Below are 25793 nucleotides of genomic sequence, written 5' to 3'. Positions count from 1 at the left end.
AAAATAGTTATTTTTTTATACTTATAAAGTACTTCGGGATAGTTCTCCCAGAGAAATCGCCTTTTAAAATCAATCGTAAATACGGGGCACCTAACGGAGCCTTAAAATTTCCATTTTGTTTCCTATAAACACGATACTCCTACGGAGTGTATTATCTATTTCTTTAAACTACGCAGGAGTGTTGTGTTTGTCGGCATGTTGGCGCTGATATTGGCTCCGTTAGGTGTCACATTTGAAACTGATTTCCTTTGATTAGTTCCCCTTTAGCGGATTAGGGGGCTAAAATCTCTTCTATCTTTGCTAAGTCCTCTGTCGAAAATTGAAGGTTATCCAATGCTCTTAATGAATCAGACAATTGTTCCGGCCTGCTCGCACCTATCAATACTGATGTTACGCGCTCATCTTTCAGGATCCAGGCCAGCGCCATTTGGGCCAGCGACTGCCCCCGTTGTACAGCAAGGCTGTTCAGGTCCCTGATCTGGCTCAGGCGTTCATCAGTGATATGACTTTTTTGAAGGAAGCCTGTTGGCCGCGCCGCTCTTGAATCTTCCGGAATTCCGTGAAGATATTTGTCTGTCAGTAAGCCTTGTGCCAATGGCGAAAAGGGGATACAGCCAACACCTTCATTACCTAAAACATTCATGAGGCCACCTTCAACCCAGCGTTCAAACATAGAGTATTTGGGTTGATGAATAAGACATGGTGTACCAAGGTCCTTAAGTATTTTAATAGCCTTTGAAGCGAGTTCGGCAGGGTAGTTGGAAATACCAACATACAACGCTTTTCCCTGGCGAACGATCAGATCTAACGCAGCCATGGTTTCTTCAAGCGGCGTGTTGGGATCCGGACGGTGATGATAAAAGATGTCGACGTAATCCAAGCCCATACGTTTAAGGCTTTGATCAAGACTGGCTACCAGGTATTTTTTTGATCCCCAATCGCCATAAGGGCCTGGCCACATGGTGTAACCCGCTTTGCTTGATATGATAAGCTCGTCACGGTAATCGCGAAAATCTTCTTTCAGGATCTTGCCAAAGTTTTCTTCAGCCGAGCCCGGAGGCGGACCGTAGTTATTAGCGAGATCAAAATGGGTGATGCCGCTATCAAATGCGAGATGTAATATTTTGCGGTAATTATCGGCAACATCAACGTGGCCGAAATTGTGCCAGAGGCCCAGTGAAATAGCCGGAAGCTTGATGCCGCTGTTACCACAGCGGCGGTACTGCATAGTTTGATACCTGTTGGCAGATGCGATGTATGTCATATTTTAAGGTAAGGATTGGAGGAGTAAAAATAGAATTTTAGGCAGATTAATAAAGGCGTTTTTGACAGTTTAATTGGGGGGGATTTATATCTCACTGCTTCATTGCGAGGTACGAAGCAATCCCCTATAAGCAGAGCTGCTCTGTATAGTTCGCGATTGCTTCGTACCTCGCAATGACGCCTTTAAAAAATCATACCACCTCTGCTACCACAAAGGTGCTTCCTCCAACAAAAACAAGATCATTACTGCCCGCATTTTTTTGTGCCGATAGCAAGGCTTCTTTTACCGATGGGAAAGCTTCGCAAATTAAACCATGAGCTTCGGCCTGGGTTTTCATGATTTCGGCATCCAGTCCGCGGGGAATATCAGGCTTGCAGAAGTAATAGGTAGCGTCTTTCGGAAACATTGGTAGTACCTTTCCGGTGTCCTTATCGTTTACCATACCAATCACCATATGCAGGTGGTTGTATTTAACAGCGGCAATATTTTTCATTACTTCCTCAATACCATCCGGGTTATGCCCTGTATCACAAATGGTAAGGGGATCATGGCTTAATGTTTCCCAACGGCCATGTAAACCGGTAAGGATTTTCACCTGTTTCAGGGCCGTTTGGATATGATCATCAGAAATTATAAAATCTTGTTTCTGTAGTTCATCAACGGCAGATAAAACCGTTTTTACATTTTTAAGCTGATAAGTGCCGGGGAGGTCGAGTGCTAAGTCGTAAGTTTTAAATTCAAAGCCTTTATTTTGGATATGGATCTCCAACAGCTCATCAGCACCACCTTTTACCTTTTGCCTTTCGCCTTTAACCTTTTCTACAATCCATTCTTCTGATGCAAACCAGATCTTGCTGTGAGTTTCACTGGCTTTGTCAATAAAAACTTTGGCTACTTCATCCTGTTTTTCTCCGATAATAACCGGAACACCGGGCTTTATAATTCCTGCTTTTTCACCTGCTATAAGTGGCAAAGTATTACCCAGCATATTCATGTGGTCCCAACCTATGTTGGTAATTACAGACAGGAGAGGGGTAATCACATTAGTTGAATCCAGTCTGCCGCCAAGCCCTACTTCAATGATGGCTATATCTACTTTTTCCTTTGCAAAAACATCAAAGGCAAGTGCAACGGTCATCTCAAAAAAAGAAGGGGCTATCTCTTCAAAGTCTGTTTTATGATCTTCAACAAAATCAATAACTGTTTGCTCGCTGATCATTTGACCGTTAATGCGGATCCGCTCACGGAAATCTTTTAAATGTGGAGAGGTATAAAGCCCGGTTTTGTAGCCTGCAGTTTGCAAAATGGCGGCTAACATATGCGAAGTTGAACCTTTGCCATTGGTACCGCCTGTGTGTACACTTTTAAATTTATGCTGAGGGTTATCCAGCCGCCTGCAAAGTTCAAGCGTATTGGTAAGGTCTTTCTTAAATGCCGAAGCTCCGTCACGCGTAAACATGGGGAGCTGCGTATATAGGTATTGGATGGTTTCGTTGTAGTTCATGGCTGATAGTTCATGGTTCATGGTTTGAACCACTACTTTACGAGGCAAAAGTAATACTGTTGCACTTTAAAAATTACGGGTAATTGTAATAATATGCAATAGCCTGGCTATGAACCATGAACTATAATCCATCTGCTTTCGCAGAAATCAATTTACTTTAAATACAAAAACAACAGTACCCTGCTGCTGATCGGGGGCATTATCAAGCGGGTTGAGTTTGGAGTTTTTTACGGCGTCTTCGCATTTTTGAAGCAGACCTGCATCTGATATGGTAGTACCGCGGGCTCCGGCACGGGCGTAAGTTACATTCCCGTCCTTATCAACCCTGATATCAACCACAATTTTGCCGCTTTGCCGGTTATCATCACTTACAGACGGACGGCTTACAAAGTTACGCTGTGCCATATTCAGGCTGCCGCCATTGCCTGATCCTGTACCATTATAGTTATTGGTAAGTGTAGTACCTGTAGTTTTACCCTGGTTGCCCGGAGTTTTGCCTGTACCATCACCCTCGCCGGTACCGGTTGATGCTTTGCCTTTGTACAGTGCGTTTTGATTAACTGTAGGCTTTGCAGGCGGCGTTTTCACCGGAGGGGTAGGAGCCACGTTCTGACTTGGTTTTTTGGTAGGTGCAGCCACTTCAGGCGCATCTTCATTATTTTGTGTCACTACCGTTTTTTCGCTGCTTTCGGGTGTTGGCTTTTCTTCGGTAGGTTTTGATTCGGTAACTTTATCGGGTTTGGTATGGTTGGCTTTTTCGGCTACAGAAGGTTCTTCCGTACTCATGTAATCATCGCCCATACCTTCATCAACCGTACCATAGTTCACAAGGATACCGCCTGTTCCGTTTTCTTCAACCGGCGGATTTTTAAACACAATAAAATAACATGCCGCTATCAGCACAGCCATGATAATGCCTGTTGCTATAAATGCTTTCGGATAGTTATTTTCTTCCCTGTACTCCATTTTTGTTCAGTTTGCAGTTTGCTTAATTTGTGGTAAGCAGTTGCAGTTATTTTATATTATTGCAGCTGGCAAAGTTATTAAGTTTAGCATTAAGTATTAACTGCCTACTCAAAACTGCCAACTGCCTACTTTTATAAAAAAGTGGCAGTTTGTTTAAACCAATACAGTAAATTACTGCAATAAGTTGCTGCAAACCTTAAACTGCAACTGCCACTGTTATCCCTTTGGTTCCGTTGCTAAAACCAGTTTAATATTCAATTTCTGAGCTACATCCATTACCTGTACCACATCCTGTATGGCTACAGTTTTATCAACATATAAAACTATGGTAAGCTCAGTAGCCAGGTTTTTATAGCCTGCAAGTGTGGTTTGCAGGGCATCTACCGGGATCTCTTTTTTATCAACGTAGTATTTCAGATCTTTAGTTACTGATACCGTAATCGTCTTTTTAGATACTGATTGCCCGGTTGATGATTTAGGCAATACCAGCTTGATAACGTTAGGGTTAGTAACTGTTGAAGCTATGAGGAAAAACAGCAACAGGAAGAACATAATATCGTTCATTGCCGATGTATGTACTTCTGCCGATGCGCCCCTGTGTCGTTTTCTTAAATTCATTTGCTTGGTTCCTCTAACAGGTCAATAAATTCAATGGCATCGGTTTCCAGTTTCAGGATCACTTTATCAACCATCATATTTAAAACGTGGTAGCATACATAAGCTACGATACCAACAAATAAACCCGCAGCCGACGTTACCATTTTTACGTACAAACCGCCCGAAATTACACCCATGCTGATGTTATCTGTTTTTGAGATATCATAAAAGATCTTGATTACACCGGCAATTGTACCAAGGAAACCGAACATCGGCGCGATACCAGCTACGATACCTAAGATGCCAATGTTTTTTTCCAGTTTGGATACCTCAAGCTTGCCAACGTTTTCGATAGCGCCTTCAATATCTTTTATCGGCCGGCCAATACGCAGCAGGCCTTTTTGAAGCATCCGGCCAAGCGGGGTATTGTTGTTACGGCAAATAGCAATGGCCGATTCCAGATTGCCTGAATGAATACTGGCACGTACCTGCACCATCAGGTTTGATTCGTTACGGGATGCTTTACGGATGGTAAAGTAACGCTCAAAAAATATTACCAGCCCAAGTACAGCTAAAATACCTATCGGGATCATTACCCAGCCACCTTTTATCAGCAGGTCGCCAAAGCGAAGGTCTTCGGCTGGCAGGGCTGCGGTTGTTACGGCGTGGTTTGCGGTGTCTGCCAGGTGTTTGGCGGTATCTGTAAGTTGCTGTATTAATAAAAGCGTCATTTTTTAGGGTTGTATGGTTGTATTGTTATTTTATCTGAAGTAAGTTTTCCTGTACCAACTATTTTTTGTTTGGCTGCTACAGCCTCATCGCGGTCATAAAATGAACCCAGGGTAACTTTGATCAATCTGCCCGGTACATTTTGTAAAATATGAGCCGACAGGCCCATTTTTTGATAATTGGCAATAGTTCTGTTTGCCTCTTTCTCCGTTTTGAATGCGCCTCCCAAAAGCTCGTAATGTGTTTTTGAGATGGTATCTTCATTAACTACGGTTTTATTTAACGCGGCAACCGGCTGGGAAATTGCCTTAGCAGTATCCGCAACGGTTGGGGTAGAATCCTTTTTGGTACTATCAGGCTCGGCTACAGGCACTGCTTTCGGCTTTTCTACCTTTGGTTCATCTGTAGTTTCCTTGTCGTTAAGGTGCAATAATGCAGGGTTATACTTATACACGCCAAATACTGCAGCCGCAATAGCAACTATTACCAGTGCGATAATGATCCAGGTGCTTGCGCCGCGTTTGGCTTCCGGCTCATCAGCAACGTATTCGGTGCTATTATTAGCCGGAATTGTTGCTACAGGAGGCGGAGTATAAGTTTGCTGTAACGGTATAGCCGTGGGCAGCGGAGGTGGCGGCGGGGGAGGAGGTACATAGTTCACTTTGTTAAGCGCAGCCGGAGTAAGGCCAAAAAACAAAGGGTCACTGCCAGGCACCTGCTCCTGCGGCCTGAAAGCAATTTGGCCTTCCTGCATATAAAACCAGCCTAACTGGGCAAAAGATACTTCATGCAGTGCCAGTTCCTGCTTAAGGCTGTTTATGTATTTTTCGGTGAAATATTTGGATGATGCCAGCGAGATCTTTTTCTTTTCGGCAATATACTGAGTTAAGATCTCATCGTTTTTTTGCTGCTGATCAAAATGCAGTTTATGTGCGGGCGGGTAAAAAGTTGCCTGTGCATCATCGTAATAGCCATTAACGCGCAAGCGCGAAAAGCAGCCCAAGCCGGGTACACTTACTTCAGTGTACCGGCCAAGTAGTTCGCTTAAATAATTGGCTATATCCATCCGGCAAAAATACAGTTAATTTTAAAACATCAAATAGCGCTTAAAATGCGTAACCTACGCCGCCAAATATATTAAATCCGTAGTTAGGGTAGTATAGCCAATTTTGGTACGAACTGCTCAGGATATTATTAGCCTGCGCAAATACCGAAAACTTTTTGTTGATCTTATATTCTACGCTACCGCTCAGATCGCCAAAGCCTTTTATTGGTTGTTTAACCTGGTTGTAAACCGGTGGGCCGCTTGATGGGCTTGTAGGATCAATCACCAATAACCTATCGGCTGTTGAACCGCGGATAAGCAACGAACCGGTAACTGTTAGTTTGCTATCAATGTGTATAGCAGTACCGGCAGTTAATAAAAATTTAGGCAGGTTCCATGGTTCTTTTTCTGATGCCAGCTGGTAATCTTTTATTTCAACGCGGCCAAAAATGTTAAAGTCGTCAGTTGCTTTGAAATCCAGCTCGCCATTAAACCCGTTTACGCGGGCTTTGCCATCATCATAAATAACGGCGAATTTATTACCCTCGGCCAAGAAATTGCTTACCATTAAAGGCATGTTTTTAATACTGTTGCGATACACGGAAGCTTTGAAGCTTAAACCGGGAGCAAGTGTGCCTTTTAAGCCTGCACTAATATCTAACTGATCAACCGAGTTTTTAATGTTGATGTTTTGACCAAGGAAAGGGTTGACCATGGCAAAATCATGCAATGAAGAACGGTTAACATCGCCTTTGGCCTCAACAAACAGGCGCACATATTTAGGGATTACCTGTACCTCCAATTTAGCAGCCGGGAAAATGTAAAACTTGCCAAAATCGCCAAATTCTTTAACGATGTTAACGCCTGCATCAATCTTATAGTTATCGCCCTGAAATTTAATGTATGGGTTAATCCTTGCAATATTGTTGCCAAGGCTGTAAAGGCTGTCTTTCTGGCTGGCCAGATCTAACGATGCGCTTAAACCCGCATAAAACTGCTTAACGGTTTGGTTTAAAAAACCTGAGATAACCACGTTATTTTCACGTGCCTGGTAAGCGTTGCTGAAAGCATAGCCTTTTAATTTTAAAGCATAGGTAAAATCGTTTTCAACATCTTTATAGTTTTTGGCTAATTCAACCTCGCCGCTTATTGTATTGAAATGCTGTTTAGTCGGTACAAAGGTATTGTCGGGAGCGTCCTGATTGTAACCATAAAAATAGGTGCCTAAGCGGTTATAATTTATACGGCCCGATACGTTATTGTCACCAATGATGCTTTTGCCAAATACACCCAGATCATCGCGGCTTTGTGTTTGTTTTTGCAGCGAACCTGACTGCGATAAGTGTTTAATAAAGCCGCCAAACTGTAAAGCCTCATCGCGTCCGTTTGCAAAATAACCTTCGCCGTAGATACTTTTCAGGTTACCGAAACCAAGTTTAGCATAATTGTTGGTTAAAACAGAATCCTGCTCGGCGGGCCTTTTCATAGGGTCAAGCTGCCTGATCTCTGAGTTTTGTTCCTGGCGTTTATCCAGCGGCGCGTAAGTCAATGGTGCTTTAAAAGGCACTTTATCTTCCAGGTCGGGGTTACGACGAATCTTTACCGCATCGGCCAGTACCGGTTTATAAGCTGTGGTTACTACAATTTCTTCTGATAAGCTACCGCCATTGGCAGCAGCGTTAGGATTGTTACCGCCGCCTTTTTTAGTTGTATCTGTTGCGGCTTTTGCAGCAGCGTCGCCTAAACCTTTGCTATCGGCAGCTTTTTTAGTCGCCGGTTTTGGCGCTGCTTTTTTAGTCGCCGGTTTAGCGGCAGGTTTTTTTGTTGCTGTTTTTACGGTTGCTTTCTTCGCGGGTTTCTTTGTTTGTGCCTGGGCAGGAACAAAGTATAATGCTATTAATAAGGTAAGCAGCGTATATGTGTATCTTGAGTTCATTGCTTGTCTTTTTTTTATATTACTCTTTGTTACTGTTTATTGGTTGTATCTGGCTGGGCAGTTTCTTTAGTACTTGCAGCAGGGGCCTTGGTTTTGCGGCCGCTCAGTTTATCCAGCTTTTCTTTAGCAGTAGGTAATATGTCGTCATCGGCTTTATAGTTATCAATAATACTTTGCAGGGTGGCTTTAGCCTGGAATGAATCTTTTAAGCCCACGTAAGTATCTGATAACAAAATGTATGTTTTGGCTACCCAGTAATCATAGTTTGGCATTTCCTTAGCCAGATCAAAACACATTTTTTGCGCTGTTTTATAACGGCCTTTTTCATATTCAATAAGGGCAAGGTTATAACGGGCTTCGGCAGCTGCAACGGTTTTAGTGTTTGTTGCAGTATAGGTGAACTGTTTTATTGCAATTGCGGTATCACCTGTTGCCAGGTAAGCTTTACCTTCATAAAGACCGGTTTTAAATTTATCTTCCTGCGATGTTTTATCATTGGTTTTAACCAGTTCGGCATACTTGATAGCATCGTCGGTCATTAACATTTCTGAGTAGCAGTACATCAGGTTGGTAATGGCGAAGGTATAATCTGCTTTGTATTCGGCATTGGTTTCCAAACGTTTCAGGAACACAACAGCTTCGTTATATTTCTTTTGCTGCATGTATAGTTTAGCCATGCTGATCAGTGCTTTTTCACTGTAGGCGCTGGTCCAGTCATTCAGGATCACGTTGTAATCAACAACAGCCTCGTCTGTACGGCCTAAAGCTGCAAGCCCCTGTGCACGAATAAAGCGAGCTTGTTTTTCGTAGATCTGCTTGCCCGGGAATTTATCAAAATAAGCATTAACGGCGCTTACAGTGCCCTGCCAGTCGCCTTTAAGATAAAGGTTGTTGGCGGCATTGATCATGATGCTTTCCTGATCGGAGGTGGTATAGTTACCGATAGGGGTAGTACCAGCATAGTTGATAAATGTTTGGGCGTCACCTTTATCAGTATAGATCTTTTCAATTTGTTTTAAAGATTGTTTAGCCTCATCGGTTGAGGAATAATCCTGCACCACCTTTTTAAATGATTCAACAGCCACGTCATCGTTACCGGCGTTGTAGTCGATCAAACCAATGGTAACCAGAGCGCGTGGCACATAGCTGCTGTTAGGATATTTCTGGATCATTGCCTGCAGATCGGTTTTAGCTTTGTCTCCATCCGTTTTCAGGAAGTAGGTATAAGCTATCTCGAACGATGCATCATCGGCATAATCAGAATTTGGGAATTTATTCAGCACATCATTAAGGGTACTGATCTTGGTATCTAACGAGCCCTGTAACCCCTGGATCATACCACGCTGAAACAGTGCATAATCTTCGCCCTGGTTGTGCATGGCTATGATACGGTTGTAATACGTCATAGCATTACCATAGCTTTTCATCACGAAATAGCTATCTGCCAGGCGGGTGATGGCATCATTTTGCGTGTTTACGTCTTTTACATCGCCCTGTAAAAACTTCTCGAAGTAATTAGCGGCTTTTTTGTACTGCTCATCGCCAAAGGCCGCGTACGCTAAAGCGTAGTTTGCATAATTGGATACATCAGTTTCTTTAGCCTCAGGCATGCTCAAAAATTTCTCGAAATTCTCTACAGATTCGCCATATTTACGAACCTCGAACATCGCTTCAGCCATCCAGTAGGTAGTTAATGCTTCAGTTTTGCTATCAACCGGGTCCTTTAACGAACGCAGGAAAATACCTATTGCGTTTTCAAAAGCACGTTCGTTATAAAACTCCAAACCGCGGTAGTAGGTAACCTTTTGATAAGCCAAACGGGCACTTTGGTTTTTATTGGGGATTGGTTCTAGGATCTCAACGGCTTCTTTGTAGCTGCGTGAGTTAAGTAACTCTTCGCCCAATAATACCTTAACCTCGTCAATACGTTTTGAACGCGGGTAGGTAGCCAGGTATAACCTTGTGGCACCTAATGCCTGCAGGTTAAAGTCGAGCTCGTATGATAGTTTGGCGTACTCATAAAGGGCGTCTTCCTGCAGTTGCTTATCATAATCAAGCTTTGATGCATTAAGGAAGGCGTTACGGGCACTTTGTTTATTGTTCATTTTCAGGAACACATCGCCCAGGGTATAGTTACCGCTTTGGCTGTAAACGTCATGCTGTTCAACCAGTTTTTCCAGTTCGCTGGCAGCCTTGGCGTAGTTGCCTACTTTAAAATAGGTATAACCCATCTGGTAGCTGTCCTGCGTGTTTTGGGTACGGCCCTGATCGCGGTCTTCAAAGCGACCATAGTATTTAACTGCATTGTCGTAATCGGCCTTGGCAAAGTATGATGCGGCTATAATGCGCAGCATTTCTGTTTCGTTTTGCTGGTGGGTTTTGTTTACAATAGGTACAGCATAATTGATTACATCGTCATAACGTTTATCTAAAAAGTAAACAGCCGAAATATAATAAGGATAGCTGTTTTCGTATTTTTTAGAGTTTTTAAGCTTTTCAAAGTTTACCAGGGCAAGGTGATAATCCTTGTTCAGGTAAGCAATGTAGGCAAAGTAGTAAGTAGCATCCTCGGTAAACTCGGTGCGCTTATTTTTTACTTCGCCAAAAAGCAACTGGGCGTTTTTATAATCCTTTAACTCAAAGTATGCATAACCTTTACGGAATTTATACTCGGTATTGTCGTGGCCATTGAGCTCGCCAGCTTCAACTTTGTTAAACCAGCGGATAGCATCTTCATATTTTCCTTGTTTAAAATATGATTTACCTATCTGAAAAAATGCCTGTTTTGTAAGCGGGTTTTCGGGATGCTCTTTAATAAAGCGGAGAAACATGCTTTCGGCATCGTCATTGCCCAGATTAAGGGCGCAAAAGGCTTCGTAATACTGGCAGTTTTCTTTAGTGAGCGATAGCTCGGTTTCAAACTGTGGCTGGGTACTGGTTTTAATTCTGTAAGCCTCAACCAAACGAAATTGTTCGGCAGCCGAAGAAAATTTCCCTTTGTCCATCAGATCAAGCGCAGCATGATAGGTGCGGTAGATTTGGGTGGAAGGGTTTTGCTGGGCTCGTGCTGTTGAAACTAAAAATACGGGAATGAGCAGGGTGATGTATCTTGTTTTGATCATAAAGCGCATACTAACGATAGTGCGAAAATAGCTAAACCAAAAAGAGGCTTTTCACATTAGAAATTAACAATTGTGGATAACACTTCTTTTAACGAAGGTAATACTTAAGATTATATCCGTGTGGAAAACTTTAAAATTGTTGAGTATTGCCGGGGCAGCGGCGAAGAGTGTTCAAAGGTAATGATTAAGCGTACAATGGTACAATTTATTTGTATTTTGAGCGCTATTATATCCTGGGAGCCATGTTCCCCGTCTTTTATTTTTATCAGCTATGAGTGTTTTTTTTAACAGGGCGGGACTGTGGTTGCCGGTTATTTTGTACATGCTTGTGTTTTGTCCGTTAAATTCTAAAGCACAAAAAACAAATGCCGAAATTGTTTTAACAAACAGGCAGTTAAATGAAAAGCCTCATGAGTTTTACATTGCGGGTGTTGTTGATCAGCGCCCCGACCGAAGCGCTATAGCTTTGTTATTGCCATCCCCCGGTAACTTACCCGCCGCGAAATATAAAGCTGATTTGCAAGGTGGAGTTGCGGTTGCATTAAAGCAATTTGCTGATTATGCAATACCCGTTAATAATACGCTACGACCGATAGGTATCCGCATAAAGAAACTAAAGCTTATTGAAACGGCTATGACCGATGGCCGGGTGGAAGGCCGACTTGAAATACAGTTATGGTTTGAATTGAAAAAGGACGATGGCAACGTTCATTTGATGGATTACCCGGCCGCTACAACATATTACCGCAGCACAACTCAGCAATATGATACAGGTGTGCTGATAAGCCGTGCGCTTATGGCTGGTCTTGATTTTTTTAATAAATGGATAAACCGCGAAGCAGATACCAATATTAAGCTTGCTAAAGGAGTAAGGCTGATTTTTAGTGACTATTCGGAACAACCGGAAGGCGATACCATTTACTACTCGGCAAAGCGGCCTTTAAGCTGGAACGATTTTCAGGAAAAGGCCCATGGCGGAAAATATATTGCAGAAGTACTGCCCGGTTTTGGTTATACCGAACAAGTGGAAGTGGTGAAGTCGGTAGTTATTGTGAAGATAAGTATGAGGGTGTTTTTGCCAAAAAGTGCAGCTTGGGTAAAACCGGAAGGCCGTAACAGTTATGCGCTTAACCATGAGCAGCGGCATTTTGATATTGTAGCTATAGTAGTCAGGCATTTTAAGGAGGCACTTACGGCCATGAAACTGCCTGCTGATAATTATGATGGCTATATTAATGTACAATACCTGGACTCGTACCGCGAAATGAACCAGTTGCAGGAGCAGTATGACAATGAAACCAACCACGGTATGAACCAATACTATCAGCAGGAGTGGAATAGGAAGATAGATGGGCTTTTGTTGAGAGATTAATTTTAAGAGATTAGAGGTTGGAGATTAGGTAAGGCCATAGGCAAAGAATTGATCTTTTTGTTGATAATATTTTGAAACCCTGCGTTTGCGAGCCCGTTCAATCTCTAATCTCTAATCTCTAATCTCTAATCTCTAATCTCTAATCTCTAATCTCTAATCTCTAATCTCTAATCTCTAATCTCTAATCTCTAATCTAAATTTTCATTTTTTTTTGAAAGTTTAAAAACTTGTTTATATTTGTGCATGGAATTGGCAGAGGCAAAGTTAAAGTTCATTGAGGCCTGGGGTAAGCTGGGATCGGAGTGGGGGATAAACCGCACCATGGCCCAGGTACATGCTTTGCTGATGATCTCGCCTGAGGCTTTAACTACCGAAGAGGTAATGGCTGAGCTAAGCATCTCACGCGGTAACGCCAACATGACCTTGCGCGATCTGATTGACTGGGGACTGATTGAAAAGCAACACAAAACAGGTGAGCGTAAGGAGTTTTTTTATGCCGAAAAAGATGTGTGGACTATTGCCCGCCGTGTAGCCGAAGAACGTAAAAAGCGTGAACTAACGCCTATTATTAAAATACTTGACCAGTTGGGTGCAGTTGAAGGTGATGCAAAAGATCCGGCTTATAAAACATTTAAAACCACGGTTACTGATATCAACAAGTTAGCTAATAACGTAAACAAAACGCTCGATACCATGCTTAAGGCCGAAGAGAACTGGTTTTTTGGCTCGATACTAAAAGTGTTCAAATAATATTTTTTTGAAACAAAATTTCAATTTTTACTGAAAATTCTAAATAATTAATAATAATTAAATATTCAACATCATGAATTACTTTATCTTAACCTACATCATTTACCTATTAGTAAGTATTGCTTTAACAGTTTGGGTTGCTAAAGTGCTGTTTAAAAACGGACGGATTTTTTTAGTGGATATTTTTCACGGCAACAATGAACTGGCCGATTCTGTAAACAAGTTGCTGGTAGTAGGCTTTTACCTGGTAAATATAGGCTATATGAGCCTGGCGCTTAAGGAGTATGGCTCTATTGCCAATATGCAGGTAGTTGTTGAGGTACTGAGTTATAAAGTGGGATGGATAATTTTAATATTAGGTGGCATGCATTTCCTAAACCTTGTCATTTTCTTTAAGCTGCGTAACCGCGCTAAACGGGAAAAGGCATTTAATATAAATGTTTAACTTTTAGTTTTTGTTTTGATTTGGTGGGGTGAGCAGGTATCTGTTTGCCCCGTTTTTTTGTTGCTGCATATCAGGCAGCGCTTTTCAATTGCCTGTTTATGCTATTCAGCAATACATCAATATCAAAGGGTTTGGCTATAAAATCGTCGGGCGACCCCGCTTGGGTAAGTATGCCCGGATTGTGACTGGCCGAAATTAATATTACAGGTATGTTTTTGGTTGACTGCTGATTTTTAAGAGTCTTGCAAAGCTCGCGCCCATCTAAATTGCCGAGCATAATGTCAAGCAAAATTAAGTCGGGTTCATGTTGTTTGATACGGTCGAACAAACTTTTGCCTTCAGCTAAGGTGTCAACCTCATAACCTGAGTCTTCCAGTATATATTTTATGATCTCTAAAATATCCTTGTCGTCATCTACCGCTAATATCCGTCGCATATATAATCTGTAAAAAATGTATCAGCAAAAACAATAAAATTGCGATATACAATATTCAATATCAGATTAATTATAAGCAATTTCTGTACCAAGTATTCTGTTAAGCCCTGATTAATAATTTGCACAGTTTTACGCAGGAAGTTATATGATCTGATACATCCCGCAACGTTTTAAAGTGGATACAATTGTATGCAAAAAAGGGCGGGGTGCTATATTGCATCATAGAATTGACAAGGCATCTGCCAAAATACCCCGCATAACAGCATATGCTAACCCCAAAAGAATTATGGCGCTTAGGTTTATTTTATAATTACAAGAGCTGATTTTTTACACTTGGCGCAAAAATATTTCCTTACGGGTAAGAAAAACAGGACGTTTTTCAAAAACCAACTTCTTCTCATCTGGAAATGATAAGGAGCCCCACATTTTGAACAGTAATACTTTTTTCTTGGCTTTGCTTCGTTTTCTTCCACAAATTTAAAAATAAGAGGAAGCCAAAGTACGATATCTATGTTATTGATAAAGAAGAAAAAGAGGAAAAATATCTTTAAGTAGTTGTTAATTTACTTTTAAGAAATTAATTAAATTAATTATCGCAATACATACCGCTTGCGCTGGCATCTATAGCACATATATCTTTTGATGGGGAGAAAAAACAAAAGCTTTTTTACAAAGAAACCCCTTGGCACGCGGCTGTCAAGTTCGGATTTGCACCTGGGGCATAGCGGAGCTTTTTTTACTTCCGTTTTTTCTTGTTCGCTTATCGATAATACCATAATACAATCAGGGGTTATTGTATTTAATTATTTTTTGTATCAACTATAAAGCAAAGTTAATTTAATTGCCAATATTTTAATCATGCCGATGAATTATTGATAATTATTCATTTAACGCCTTATAAAGGCTTCGGATTTATAAGACAGGGGGCTTTTAAGCGTTTTTTTTATTTTTTTAATAATTAAACTCCCGCACTGTTGGGAAAGGAAGTTTAACAAAGGCTTAATAGCTCATGCAAAGGGGATGATTTTGAAAAAAGGGGAGTGGCTTTTAAAGCAGGTTATTTACCTTTTCAACAAGTTCGGCTAAATCAAAGGGTTTATTAATTATAGCATCGCAGCCGTAACTGATCAGTTCGCTATCGTTGCTTACATAAGCCGAAAAGATAATTACCGGTGTGTTGCCAAACCGGGGATGAACCTTAATGTTACGGCAAATCTCGCCGCCGTTTGTGCCGGCAACACGATAATCAAGGATAACCAAATCTGGCTCGAAACTTTCAATCAACGGAAGCACATCAGTACTTATTGAGGTACTCTTAACTTCAAATTGTTCGTAAGTGAGGGTTTCATGAACAATGTCAAGTATGTCTTGATTGTCATCCAATACTAAAATACGCTTAACCATAAAAAAAATTAAAGAAATAAAATGCCGAAAAGGTATTAAAGTATGCTTGCTAAATTACAGTAACCTGTAGTCAGTGGTTTGGGTTTAATCTTAATCGGATAAAACTTTAACGCAAAATTAAAACTATTTTTTATAAAATTAATCAAATAACAATATAATAGCAACAAGTTGTACATTATTTACACAAATAGTCTGTTATTAAGAGTATAGGGTAAAAAGATAGCGTGCTGTCTTAAATATCGCTTTTATTAAGCAATTTCCATTAAAAATTTTAAACTCAGATTTTGTTATTACTTTAGTTGGCAACAGCGAATGTGCTACACTCCGGGTACATACACTGGCCATACATAAACATATAATTTAATGGTACTGTTAATTATCCTTTTTTGTATCGTATTACTGGTTTTATTGGTGAGCCTGGTAAAGGTAAATCCATTTGTTGCGTTTCTGATTGTTTCGATAACAGCAGGTTTATTGCTTGGCATACCTATTAATAAGGTAACTGCCGCTGTGCAAAAAGGCATGGGCGATATTTTGGGCCAGTTACTTATCATTATTTGCCTGGGTGCTATGTTGGGCAAGCTTGTTGCCGTAAGCGGGGCCGCGCAAAAAATAGCGGGAGTACTTGTTGCTGCTGTGGGCGAAAAGTATATCCAATGGGCGCTGGTTGTAGCTGGTTTTATTATAGGTATTCCGCTGTTTTACGGTATTGGCTTTGTGCTTATGGTGCCTCTTATATTTTCTGTTGTTTATAAATACAAGCTGCCCGCCGTTTATATAGGCTTACCCATGCTGGCTTCGTTATCAGTAACACATGGTTTTTTACCCCCGCATCCATCGCCTTCGGCTTTAGTGGCCCTGTTTCACGCTAATATGGCCACAACTTTTATTTACGGGCTTGTGATCGCAATTCCGGCAATTATATTGGCGGGACCGGTATTTGCACAGTTTTTGAAAAAAATCCCGTCAGAGCCGCTTGCTACGTTCCGGGCCGAAGAGTTGCCTGTTGAAAAGCTGCCCGGAGGTTTCAATAGTTTTTTCACCGCTTTATTACCTGTTATACTACTAATGCTTACCGCATTTTTTCCGTATTTGAACATACAGGACCCCGGCCTGTCAAAAGTCATAACATTTCTTGGCGATCCATCAATTGTAATGCTGATTGCTCTTTTAGTTGCCACTTATACCTTAGGTATAAAACAAGGTATAAGCATGGGGCAGCTTGCAGGCAGCTTTACCGATGCGGTGAAGGACGTAGCACTGATATTATTGATCATAGCAGGGTCGGGAGCTTTTAAAGAAGTTTTGACAGCAAGTGGTGTAAGCAGCCAGATAGCATCACAGTTACAGGCGTTTAATTTACCTCCATTGCTGCTAGGCTGGGTGATTGCTGCAATTATCCGTATCAGTTTAGGCTCGGCAACGGTAGCAGGCTTAACTGCAGCCGGTATTGTTGCGCCGCTGGTTTTGCAAAATCATATCAACCCCAATTTAATGGTGCTGTCTATCGGGGCAGGTAGCCTGGCATTTTCGCACGTAAATGACTCGGGTTTTTGGCTGTATAAAGAGTATTTTAATTTAAGCATTAAGGATACTATCAAATCATGGTCATTAATGGAAACCCTAGTTTCTGTTATCGGGCTTATTGGGGTATCAGTTATTAACCTGTTTGTTAAATAAAACTATGCCCGTTATGAAGAAGTTGCCGGTAAGTTTAAGCTTGTTTATTTTAATGCTGATTACAGGTAATTGTGTTTGGGCTCAGCCAGCCGCGGTTTCGGGCAGCTATTATAAATCGTTTGACGGTGTTAAGATCTATTACGAGGTAAAGGGCGATGGCTACCCGGTAATACTGGTGCATGGTTTTTCGGGTACCGGCGAAGGCTGGAAAAAAGGACAGCTTTACAACGATCTGTTGACAGCCGGCTACAAGGTGGTTATATTGGATCAACGGGGTAACGGGCGATCAGATAAACCCCATACTGATGCCGGTTATGCTAAGGATGCCGAAGCAAAGGATATTATGGGATTAGCTACCAGCCTTGCATTAAGACAATATGCTATTGTGGGATACTCGCGCGGTTCGATCATTACATCGCGGGTATTTGTGCTGGATAAGCGGGTTAAAAAGGCTGTAATGGGCGGTATGGGCGATGCATATACTAATCCCGAATGGCCGAGGCGGATCCATGCCTATAAAGCTTTAATGGGCGATACCAGCTTCCATGATGTTGACGGTATGATCAAATATATTCATAGTAACCCCTTTGATGAAGTTGCTTTGGCCTATCAGCAAAAGTGGCAACCATCTACCAGTAAACAGGAATTGGCCAAAGTGAAAATCCCTGTGCTGCTCATCGACGGTACCGAAGACCATGATAATGGTGATGAGGTTGCCCTCAATAAACTCATTCCCGGTTCGAAACTTGTTCACGTTCCAGGCGATCATAACAGCGCCAGTCGCACCCCTGAATTTTCAACGGCAGTTTTGGATTTCCTGAAATAACATAACCTGTTAATGCCCTTTTGTTAAATTTTTGAGCAGCTATTTTCAATAACGGCCTGCTATTTGCATAGGTGTAATTGTTAACACTTATTAAATACATACCAAATGAAAAAGTTAATGATATATATGTGCTTTTTAATAGGCCTGATGTTATCAATCAGTATTACTGCCGGTGCACAAACAACCAAGAAAAAAGGGATCAGTAAACAAGGTAAAGGAGCTATAATAGGCGGTGCCGGCGGTGCGGTTGCCGGCGCACTCATTACGCATAGTGCCGGTGGTGCTTTAGTGGGTGGGGCGCTTGGTGCAGGCGGCGGTTATGTTATAGGTAACGAAGCCCGCAGGCGCGAAGAAAAAAGAAAACGTGCAGCCCGCATTGCATGGCGCAGGGCCCACCCACACCATCATTATACCACAACTAAAACAACGGTAACTAAGCAAACAACTTACCATTGATTTTAAAAGGTTGTTACAAAGGCCTGTAATTATTAATAGTTACGGGCCTTTCTATTTAAATTAAAATTTAGCTAAATTGAAGCGATTGCACTGTTTTATCCGTTAATAGTGTTATTAACGATCAAACAGCGGGCTGGTATTTTCTGTTTAGAAAAACGATGGTAAAAGGATTAACTGTGCTTTTTTTGTGTTTAATTCCTGCGGTAGTGCTGGCGCAAGAGCCCATTATCGATACGGTGAGCATAAAAAAGGATACAGTACCGCAAAGGGATGTAATTGATATAGCCCGTTCGCTTTTCAAAATAAAACCCAGGCAGCAAACCACCGAAAGAAAAAAGATCTATTTTTCAGTTTTTCCAATATCATCGACAGATGGCCGTAGTGGCGGAAAGGCATTATTTACCTCAACAACGGCCGGGTTTTACCTTGGCGATGCGGCTACCACCAATTTATCGAGCTTTACTTTTACCCCTTATTTTAATTTGAAAGGCAGATATGGTTTACCTATCCGTTCAAATATCTGGCTTAACAATAACGAATGGAATATACAGGGAGATACCAGGTTGATGGTTTATCCGCAATATACCTGGGGTTTGGGCGGCAATCAGGGGCAGGGAGATAAGTTTCTGGTAAATTATAATTACCTCCGTTTTTATCAGAGTGTGTTGAAGCAGATCAAGCCTTATTTTTATGCAGGTTTGGGCTATAACCTGGATTATTACATGGATATTGAAAGCAACGGCGATCAAAACCTGCGTAAATTTACCGGCTATAAATATGGCACCGCCGCCGATCAGGACGCGTTTTCATCGGGCGTAACTCTCAATTTACTATATGATTCGCGCCGAAACTCAATTAATCCGCTGCCCGGTGCTTATGCCAATGTGGTTTACCGCGTTAATGCCAAAGCTTTTGGAAGCCATACCGATTGGCGGTCGTTATACATTGATATGCGTAAATACCTGCAATTAAGTAACTCGGGGCCTAAAAACGTGTTGGCGTTATGGGCTTTTTTCTGGACAACGCTTACCCCGCGCACACCATACCTTAACCTGCCAAGCCTTGGCTGGGAGCCCAACCAGCGGTCGGGCAGGGGATTTCCGCAAAGCCGTTACCGGGGCGACAGGCTTGCTTATTTTGAAACAGAATACAGACGCGATATTACCCGAAACGGTTTGCTTGGTTTTGTTGTATTTGCAAACGTGAACTCTGTTACTGAGCCCGAAAACCATGCCTTTGTGTATTGGCACCCGGCAGGTGGCACAGGCTTACGCTTCAAGTTTAATAAAAAGTCAGGTACCAATATTAGTCTTGATTATGGAGTAAGCAAAAACTTTTCATCAATAAGTCTTAATTTAGGCGAGGCGTTTTAGTGTTTCGGTTCATAGTTATAGATCACGGTTTATAGACTTTTGAATATTTGCCACGTTTATTTGATTCGCTTTTGACCTTATCCATGAATCATCAACAAGAAATATGACCTCAAAAAAATATATTGTACTGATCCTGATATTGGGATCACTCACGGCGCTTGGCCCTTTTTCTATTGATATGTACCTGCCCGGGTTTAAAGCAATAGCCAAATACCTGCATACCAGTACTGATGAGGTAGCGTTGTCGTTATCAAGCTATTTCATTGGCATTGCTGCCGGGCAGCTGCTTTACGGACCTCTGCTTGACAGGTTTGGCCGTAAAAATCCGTTGTACTGGGGACTTGGACTTTATATTATTTCGTCGATGGGCTGTTTTTTTTCCTCGTCGCTGGAGATGCTCATCGTGCTCCGTTTCTTCCAGGCGGTAGGTAGCTGTGCAGCCAGTGTGGCGGCCATGGCCATGGTGCGCGACCTGTTCCCGGTTGAAGATAATGCCAAAGTATTTTCGCTGCTGATACTGGTGCTTGGCGCGTCGCCCATGCTGGCACCAACCATTGGGAGTTATATCACTGCAACTTTTGAATGGCAAATAATTTTCCTGATTTTAACTATTATAGCGGTATTGATACTGCTGTCCGTAATATTCTGGCTTCCTGAAAGCTACCAGCCCGACCCTTCGTATTCCTTAAAGCCCGGGCCAATTATAGGACACTTTATAACGGTTTTAAAAGATGCACAGTTTGTAACCTATGCCATAGGTGGCGCGTTTGCGTTTGCTGGTTTATTTGCCTATGTTTCGGCATCGCCAATTGTATTTATTGAGGGGTTTAAAGTAAGCGAAACACAGTTTGGGTGGATCTTTGCCGGGCTATCGGTAGGCTTTATCGGCTCAAGTCAGCTAAATAGTGTACTGATCAAAAAATATAAAAGCGAGCAAATGATAGGTGCTGCCCTGGTTTTGATGGTAATTATCTCAATAGTGTTTTTTATAGGTTCGTTAAATCACTGGTTTGGGATTGGGGGTACTATAGCTATGATATTTGGTGTGCTATGCTGTATCGGTATCAGCGCACCAAATACCTCTGCATTATCTCTTGCTCCGTTCACTAAAAATGCAGGATCGGCCTCTGCAATTTTAGGCGCTTCGCAAATGGCTGTTGGTGCTTTATCATCCATTGGTATCTCGGTAATAAAACAGCATAGCTCGCTGCCTATGGCGGCTGTTATGGTGAGCTCATCAATTTTGGCCCTTTTAATTGTGTTTATTGGCAAGCGGTTTATAAAACACAAGGTTGAGGCCAGCGGCGATGTTATGGTGGCGCATTAAACCTTGATTTTTAGGATTGAAGGATTTACTTGATTTATGCCGTTGTTGGGACAACACCACAGGTGTTCGGGAGCTTTTTTAATTCCCTCCCTCGGGAGGGGTGCGGCTGAAATGTGTATTGGCAGGGAGGGGTTATGCGTCATTAAAGCGGATAAGTTTATCCTGTTGAAACCCCTCCCTACACCCTCCCAAGGGAGGGAATCGCACAATCCCACGCTTTTTCCCCCCTAAGTTAACGCCTGTGGTGACAACACCAACAACGGCGAATTTTTAAGATTGAAGAATTTACGTGATTGAAATTAGCGTTAAAATTTGCTTGCCCGTAAAGCAGTAACTTTTGAGCCATCGGGGCCTGTACTTTCGAACACTATTTTATTTTCGGTTAACTCGGATATTGTAAAAACAAAATTGCGGGTTTTACCATCAGGCAATTTCTCTGTTATGTTCATGTTACTGCCATCCAGCGTGAAAGTTCCATGCGAAAGGAATTTGCCACCCCAAACTATCAGGAACTTCATTTCGGGCGTAAATTGTATGTAAGGCACGTTCGCATCTAACTCGGCTTGTTTTACAGTATCCGGCGGGCTGGCATTTGGGTGGTCAATTTTTACGTATTTCCATTTACCGGTAAGCGTTGTAACCGAAACAGTAGGTTTGCATGATGTTATAAAAAGCGCAACGACAGTAAGCAACAAAAAGCCTTGTTTTATCATAACATAAAATGTTTGGATAAAACTATGCAATTGCTTTTAAAATTGAAAGCGACGCTAAGTCTTTAGCTCAAAGTCATAAGTCAGAGATGCAGAGAGTCAAAAAAGATTTTTGACTCCCGACTTAAGACTTCGGACTTCACATTATTATTTCTTCGTGCCTTTCCTGGTGCGCTCTTCTGCTTGTTTTACTTCGTCCTTTTCACTTAGCGGGCCTTCGGTTTTGAGCTCTTTGGCTTTTTGTCCTTCTGTTTTTGTTGTACCTGCTTTAGTGCCTTCTTTTTTGGTGTCTTTGTTAGGAATGCTCATAGCGGTAATGTTAAGTTTTATTAAACAATATGATACCTGTTTAACTATGCTGGTTGTTAAATGTTTTCTGAAAAATCATTGTAAAATTTACTTTCTGTATATCAATTAATTACATGGATTTGACGCCAGCCGTAAAATATTTTTAGGATTTTTCGTAACAAAGCACAAATGCAACTGTCTTAATGACACTATATAGCCAAGGTACTCTTCCAGGTAAGCTATAAGTGTTGTGAGGGCCCGCACCTTAAGGGTTCCGTTAATAAAAAAATCAAAAACAATCTTTAAAAAAATGGACAATCTAATTGTTAGTCTGTGGTGGGTTATACCCGTCATAGTGTTATTGCTGATGTACAAATTTGTTTTGCGCGTATTTTGCGGTATGGTTATCGTGCCCGATAATCGTATCGGTTTGGTGATCAAAAAGTTCACCCTATCGGGCAATACCCGTTTGCCCGACGGTCGTATTATTGCAACTAATGGCGAAGCCGGTATGCAGGCCAAGGCGCTTGCCCCGGGTTTGTACTGGCGTATGTGGCCATGGCAGTATACCATTAATATGGAGCCGTTTACCATTATTGAGCAGGGTAGGCTTGGGCTGATCAAAGCCAAAGATGGTGCATCGTTTGATACCGGCCGTGTATTGGGAAAACCGGTTGAGTGCGATAAGTTTCAGGATGCCATAGCGTTTTTGGATAATAAAGGCCAAAAAGGTCCGCAGGCCGCTTTTCTTACGCCGGGTAGCTATCGTATCAATACCTTTTTGTTTGAGATAGAGATGGTGCCTATTACCCAGATCCACGAAAATAAGGTAGGTATCGTTACCACCCTGGATGGCGAACCGCTGGACAAGGGCGAAATTGCCGGCGAATCGGTAGCCGGTCACAAGAACTACCAGGATCCTATTGCGTTTATTAACGCCGGTGGCCGCAAGGGCTTGCAGGAGGATGTGATACTGGCCGGTACTTATTACTTAAACCCTTGGTTTGTAATTGTTGAACAGGTTGACATGACCTATATCCCAATCGGTTATGTGGGCGTAGTGAACTCCTTTGTTGGTCCCGAAGGTTTGGATACCAGTGGCGATAACTTTAAGCACGGTAACATTGTTAAACGCAACCAAAAAGGTGTTTGGGAAGAACCATTGGACCCAGGCAAACACCCGGTTAACATTTATACCCATGCAGTTGAAATTGTACCGACTACCAACATCGTGCTCAACTGGGCCGATAGCCGTACCGAGGCGCATGAGTTGGATAAGAACCTGTGTACCATTACAGTAAGGTCAAGCGATGGTTTTACATTCAATTTGGATGTGTCACAGATCATCCACGTGCCGCGTAATGAAGCGCCAAAAGTGATTGCCCGTTTCGGTAAGATGAAAAACCTGGTATCGCAGGTATTGGAGCCCACTATCGCTAACTACTTCCGTAACTCGGCTCAAAAGAGTGATGTGATCGGATTTTTGGCCAATCGTATCCAAAGGCAAACAGATGCCCGCGAGCATATTGGCGCGGTATTAACAACCTATAACGTAATTGGTGTGGATACCCTGATAGGTGACATAGTGCCGCCTGCTGCGCTGATGAAAACCCTTACCGACCGTAAACTGGCCGAAGAAGAAAAGGTTACTTACGAAATTCAGCGACATGCCCAGGTTGAGCGTAAAGAGTTTGAAAGCGCCCGTGCAGGTGCCGATATGCAGCCTGAGGTAGTGAAATCAACCCGCCAGGTTGAGATCAACACCCAAATGGCCGCTTCAAGGGTTGCCGCATCACGTGGTGAGGCCGAAGCTAAAACCATCAACGCAAAAGCTGATGCCGAAGTAAGGATCACTATAGCCAAGGCTGATGCTGAAGCCAAAACAGTGAACGCCAAAGCTGATGCCAACGCTACGGAGGTGAATGGTTTGGCCGAAGGTGCCAAGATCAAGGCCATAGGTTTATCAGAAGCCGAGGTAACCAAACAAAAAACCGAAGCGATGGGTACCGAGCAATATGCTATAGTACGCGTAGCTGAAGCTTTGGCTGCAGCAGGCATCAGGTTAGTACCTGAGATACTGGTGAGCGGTAAAGATGGCGGCAGCGGCGGTATGATAGATGCCCTGATTGGTACCGAAATGCTTAAAAAACTGCAGATCGAAAACCAGGGTAAAGGCGGTGCCACCACTAAAGGCGAATAATTGAAATATCCTGATGCAGAAAATTTATAAATGGGTTATGAAATTCTGATAGATTATGCATCATGGTTAAGGTTTGTGATTAGAGATTAGTTGAGGAAGAGTACAAATAACTCAAAATCCTAAACCTTTTTATTGAAGAGATCAGAGGCAGGTGATTAGCGGCTGACCGCTATAGCCTGCCAAAGAAACAGCGTTCTTTATACCTAAACCTTTTTTACAGTGATCAGAGGTTGGAGATTAGAGGTTAGCTGCTTTTAAAAGGCGGCTGAGCTTTCTGACCTGGCTATTCTGAAATAATTGACGAGGCTTTTTACCTAAACCAATCAATTGACAAAGGCATCCGCGAGGGATGCCTTTTTTGTTTTATGAGTTAAAGAATCAACGGAATCATCGAAATCAAAACCAATCAACGGTTAAAGATCGCTTAGCTTAAATGTGTCCTTAACCCTGATGCCTTTCTCTGTTTCCAGCAAAGTGCAGCATTCATTAACCGGGTCGTGTTCAAAGTACAACACGTATTCTTTTTCCAAAGCTTCGTTTAAAAACAACTTTTTTTCGGCAAGGGTTTTCAGCGGGAACATATCGTAAGCCATTACGTAGGGGATAGGCAGATGACCGACAGATGGCAACAGATCGGCCATGTACAGCACCTGTTTCCCTTTATAATTAATGAGCGGCAACATCATTGATTCGGTATGGCCGGATACAAGGCGGATATCAAAATCTTTCATGAAATTGATCCCATCTTCAGCATCAACAAATTTTAGCTGGCCGCTTTCCTGGATCGGCATAATATTTTCCTTAAAAAAGGAGGCTTTTTCCCGTTCATTAGGGTTTACTGCCCAATCCCAATGTTTGGGATTGCTCCAGTAGGTGGCATTTTTAAACGCCGGAAGCAAGCTCTTTCCATCCCGTACAACGGCACCGCCCACATGGTCAAAGTGCAGGTGGGTTAAAAACACGTCGGTAATATCATCCCTGTGAAAACCAAGTGAAGCCAGTGAATTATCTAAACTGGCATTGCCATGAAGGTAGTAATAGCTGAAAAACTTTTCGCTTTGCTTATTGCCTATACCTGTATCAACTAATATCAGCCGGTTTTCATGTTCAACCAGCAGACAGCGCATGGCCCAGGTACAAAGGTTGTTTTCATCGGCAGGATTGGTTTTGTTCCAGATGGTTTTCGGAACAACGCCAAACATAGCCCCGCCATCTAATTTAAAAAAGCCGGTATCGATGGTGTGTAAGTTCAAAGTCGCAAGTTTTAAGTCTTAAGTCTGTAGTTTAAAGTCTTAAGTCAAATATATTATAATAAAAAAGAAGCCCGAAGTTTTGAACTCATAAATATAAGGTCAGAACTTCG

At 42.2% G+C, this 25793-nt stretch carries 22 protein-coding genes; 9 read left to right on the top strand and 13 right to left on the bottom strand.

The window, feature by feature from the left end; genetic code table 11:
- Positions 1 to 271 precede the first annotated feature (271 nt).
- The 8 genes from mgrA to MTO98_RS23100 all read right to left on the bottom strand — a co-directional run bounded on the left by mgrA (position 272) and on the right by MTO98_RS23100 (position 11163).
- Positions 272 to 1264 (bottom strand): L-glyceraldehyde 3-phosphate reductase, encoded by a 993-nt coding sequence (gene mgrA, locus MTO98_RS23135; RefSeq protein ID WP_243481351.1) that lies wholly within the window; start codon positions 1262 to 1264, stop codon positions 272 to 274.
- A gap of 190 nt (positions 1265 to 1454) precedes the next feature.
- Positions 1455 to 2768, bottom strand: a complete 1314-nt coding sequence (locus MTO98_RS23130) for a folylpolyglutamate synthase/dihydrofolate synthase family protein (protein ID WP_243481350.1) — start codon at positions 2766 to 2768, stop codon at positions 1455 to 1457.
- Positions 2769 to 2915: 147 nt separating this feature from the next.
- On the bottom strand, positions 2916 to 3734 hold the full coding sequence (locus MTO98_RS23125; RefSeq protein ID WP_090523406.1) for an energy transducer TonB: 819 nt from the start codon (positions 3732 to 3734) through the stop codon (positions 2916 to 2918).
- A gap of 216 nt (positions 3735 to 3950) precedes the next feature.
- Positions 3951 to 4352 carry a biopolymer transporter ExbD gene (locus tag MTO98_RS23120; RefSeq protein ID WP_091219820.1) on the bottom strand — a complete coding sequence of 134 codons (402 nt, stop codon included), beginning with the start codon at positions 4350 to 4352 and terminating at the stop codon, positions 3951 to 3953.
- Positions 4349 to 5062, bottom strand: a complete 714-nt coding sequence (locus MTO98_RS23115; protein ID WP_243481349.1) for a MotA/TolQ/ExbB proton channel family protein — start codon at positions 5060 to 5062, stop codon at positions 4349 to 4351. Before MTO98_RS23115 ends, MTO98_RS23120 begins: the two co-directional genes overlap by 4 nt.
- The gene (locus tag MTO98_RS23110; RefSeq protein WP_243481348.1) at positions 5059 to 6126 is read right to left on the bottom strand and encodes an SPOR domain-containing protein; all 1068 of its coding nucleotides are present in this window, start codon (positions 6124 to 6126) and stop codon (positions 5059 to 5061) included. The genes MTO98_RS23115 and MTO98_RS23110 overlap by 4 nt, the downstream gene beginning before the upstream one ends.
- A 40-nt stretch (positions 6127 to 6166) precedes the next feature.
- Positions 6167 to 8041: a hypothetical protein gene (locus tag MTO98_RS23105; RefSeq protein ID WP_243481347.1), complete on the bottom strand. Its 1875-nt coding sequence runs from the start codon at positions 8039 to 8041 to the stop codon at positions 6167 to 6169.
- 29 nt (positions 8042 to 8070) lie between these two features.
- The gene (locus MTO98_RS23100) at positions 8071 to 11163 is read right to left on the bottom strand and encodes a tetratricopeptide repeat protein (RefSeq protein WP_243481346.1); all 3093 of its coding nucleotides are present in this window, start codon (positions 11161 to 11163) and stop codon (positions 8071 to 8073) included.
- Between the two features lie 271 nt (positions 11164 to 11434).
- On the opposite strand from MTO98_RS23100, the gene MTO98_RS23095 reads away from it, so the two are divergent.
- The 3 genes from MTO98_RS23095 to MTO98_RS23085 all read left to right on the top strand — a co-directional run bounded on the left by MTO98_RS23095 (position 11435) and on the right by MTO98_RS23085 (position 13730).
- Positions 11435 to 12535, top strand: coding sequence for a DUF922 domain-containing protein (locus MTO98_RS23095; RefSeq protein WP_243481345.1), 1101 nt, complete (start codon positions 11435 to 11437; stop codon positions 12533 to 12535).
- Between the two features lie 243 nt (positions 12536 to 12778).
- Positions 12779 to 13285 (top strand): GbsR/MarR family transcriptional regulator, encoded by a 507-nt coding sequence (locus tag MTO98_RS23090; RefSeq protein ID WP_243481344.1) that lies wholly within the window; start codon positions 12779 to 12781, stop codon positions 13283 to 13285.
- Between the two features lie 73 nt (positions 13286 to 13358).
- On the top strand, positions 13359 to 13730 hold the full coding sequence (locus tag MTO98_RS23085; RefSeq protein ID WP_243481343.1) for a hypothetical protein: 372 nt from the start codon (positions 13359 to 13361) through the stop codon (positions 13728 to 13730).
- A 70-nt stretch (positions 13731 to 13800) separates the two neighbouring features.
- Here the strand turns inward: MTO98_RS23085 and MTO98_RS23080 are convergent, their stop codons facing one another.
- Together MTO98_RS23080 and MTO98_RS23075 are read right to left on the bottom strand one after the other, a co-directional pair.
- On the bottom strand, positions 13801 to 14166 hold the full coding sequence (locus MTO98_RS23080) for a PleD family two-component system response regulator (protein WP_243481342.1): 366 nt from the start codon (positions 14164 to 14166) through the stop codon (positions 13801 to 13803).
- Positions 14167 to 15213: 1047 nt separating this feature from the next.
- Entirely contained in the window at positions 15214 to 15570 is a 357-nt protein-coding gene (locus MTO98_RS23075; RefSeq protein WP_243481341.1) for a response regulator, read from the bottom strand.
- A 363-nt stretch (positions 15571 to 15933) separates the two neighbouring features.
- Here MTO98_RS23075 and MTO98_RS23070 point away from each other — a divergent pair, with 363 nt between their 5' ends.
- The 5 genes from MTO98_RS23070 to MTO98_RS23050 all read left to right on the top strand — a co-directional run bounded on the left by MTO98_RS23070 (position 15934) and on the right by MTO98_RS23050 (position 21232).
- Positions 15934 to 17250 carry a gluconate:H+ symporter gene (locus tag MTO98_RS23070; protein WP_243481340.1) on the top strand — a complete coding sequence of 439 codons (1317 nt, stop codon included), beginning with the start codon at positions 15934 to 15936 and terminating at the stop codon, positions 17248 to 17250.
- A gap of 13 nt (positions 17251 to 17263) precedes the next feature.
- Entirely contained in the window at positions 17264 to 18076 is an 813-nt protein-coding gene (locus tag MTO98_RS23065) for an alpha/beta fold hydrolase (protein ID WP_243481339.1), read from the top strand.
- 105 nt (positions 18077 to 18181) lie between these two features.
- On the top strand, positions 18182 to 18532 hold the full coding sequence (locus MTO98_RS23060; protein WP_243481338.1) for a DUF456 family protein: 351 nt from the start codon (positions 18182 to 18184) through the stop codon (positions 18530 to 18532).
- A 158-nt stretch (positions 18533 to 18690) separates the two neighbouring features.
- The gene (locus MTO98_RS23055; RefSeq protein ID WP_243481337.1) at positions 18691 to 19905 is read left to right on the top strand and encodes a hypothetical protein; all 1215 of its coding nucleotides are present in this window, start codon (positions 18691 to 18693) and stop codon (positions 19903 to 19905) included.
- Between the two features lie 103 nt (positions 19906 to 20008).
- Entirely contained in the window at positions 20009 to 21232 is a 1224-nt protein-coding gene (locus MTO98_RS23050; RefSeq protein WP_243481336.1) for a multidrug effflux MFS transporter, read from the top strand.
- 305 nt (positions 21233 to 21537) lie between these two features.
- Here MTO98_RS23050 and MTO98_RS23045 read toward each other — a convergent pair whose 3' ends face one another.
- Both MTO98_RS23045 and MTO98_RS23040 read right to left on the bottom strand, forming a co-directional pair.
- On the bottom strand, positions 21538 to 21945 hold the full coding sequence (locus MTO98_RS23045; protein ID WP_243481335.1) for a hypothetical protein: 408 nt from the start codon (positions 21943 to 21945) through the stop codon (positions 21538 to 21540).
- A gap of 144 nt (positions 21946 to 22089) precedes the next feature.
- Entirely contained in the window at positions 22090 to 22251 is a 162-nt protein-coding gene (locus MTO98_RS23040) for a hypothetical protein (protein ID WP_243481334.1), read from the bottom strand.
- Between the two features lie 289 nt (positions 22252 to 22540).
- Here MTO98_RS23040 and MTO98_RS23035 point away from each other — a divergent pair, with 289 nt between their 5' ends.
- Complete coding sequence (locus tag MTO98_RS23035) at positions 22541 to 24430, top strand: SPFH domain-containing protein (protein WP_243481333.1); 1890 nt, start codon at positions 22541 to 22543, stop codon at positions 24428 to 24430.
- Positions 24431 to 24843: 413 nt separating this feature from the next.
- Here MTO98_RS23035 and MTO98_RS23030 read toward each other — a convergent pair whose 3' ends face one another.
- Positions 24844 to 25683, bottom strand: coding sequence for an MBL fold metallo-hydrolase (locus MTO98_RS23030; RefSeq protein WP_243481332.1), 840 nt, complete (start codon positions 25681 to 25683; stop codon positions 24844 to 24846).
- Positions 25684 to 25793 lie beyond the last annotated feature (110 nt).

Source organism: Mucilaginibacter sp. SMC90, from assembly GCF_022811725.1.
Lineage (GTDB): Bacteria > Bacteroidota > Bacteroidia > Sphingobacteriales > Sphingobacteriaceae > Mucilaginibacter.
Note: the sequence above shows the minus strand (reverse complement) of the source record. Positions and strands in the feature narration are given on the sequence as shown.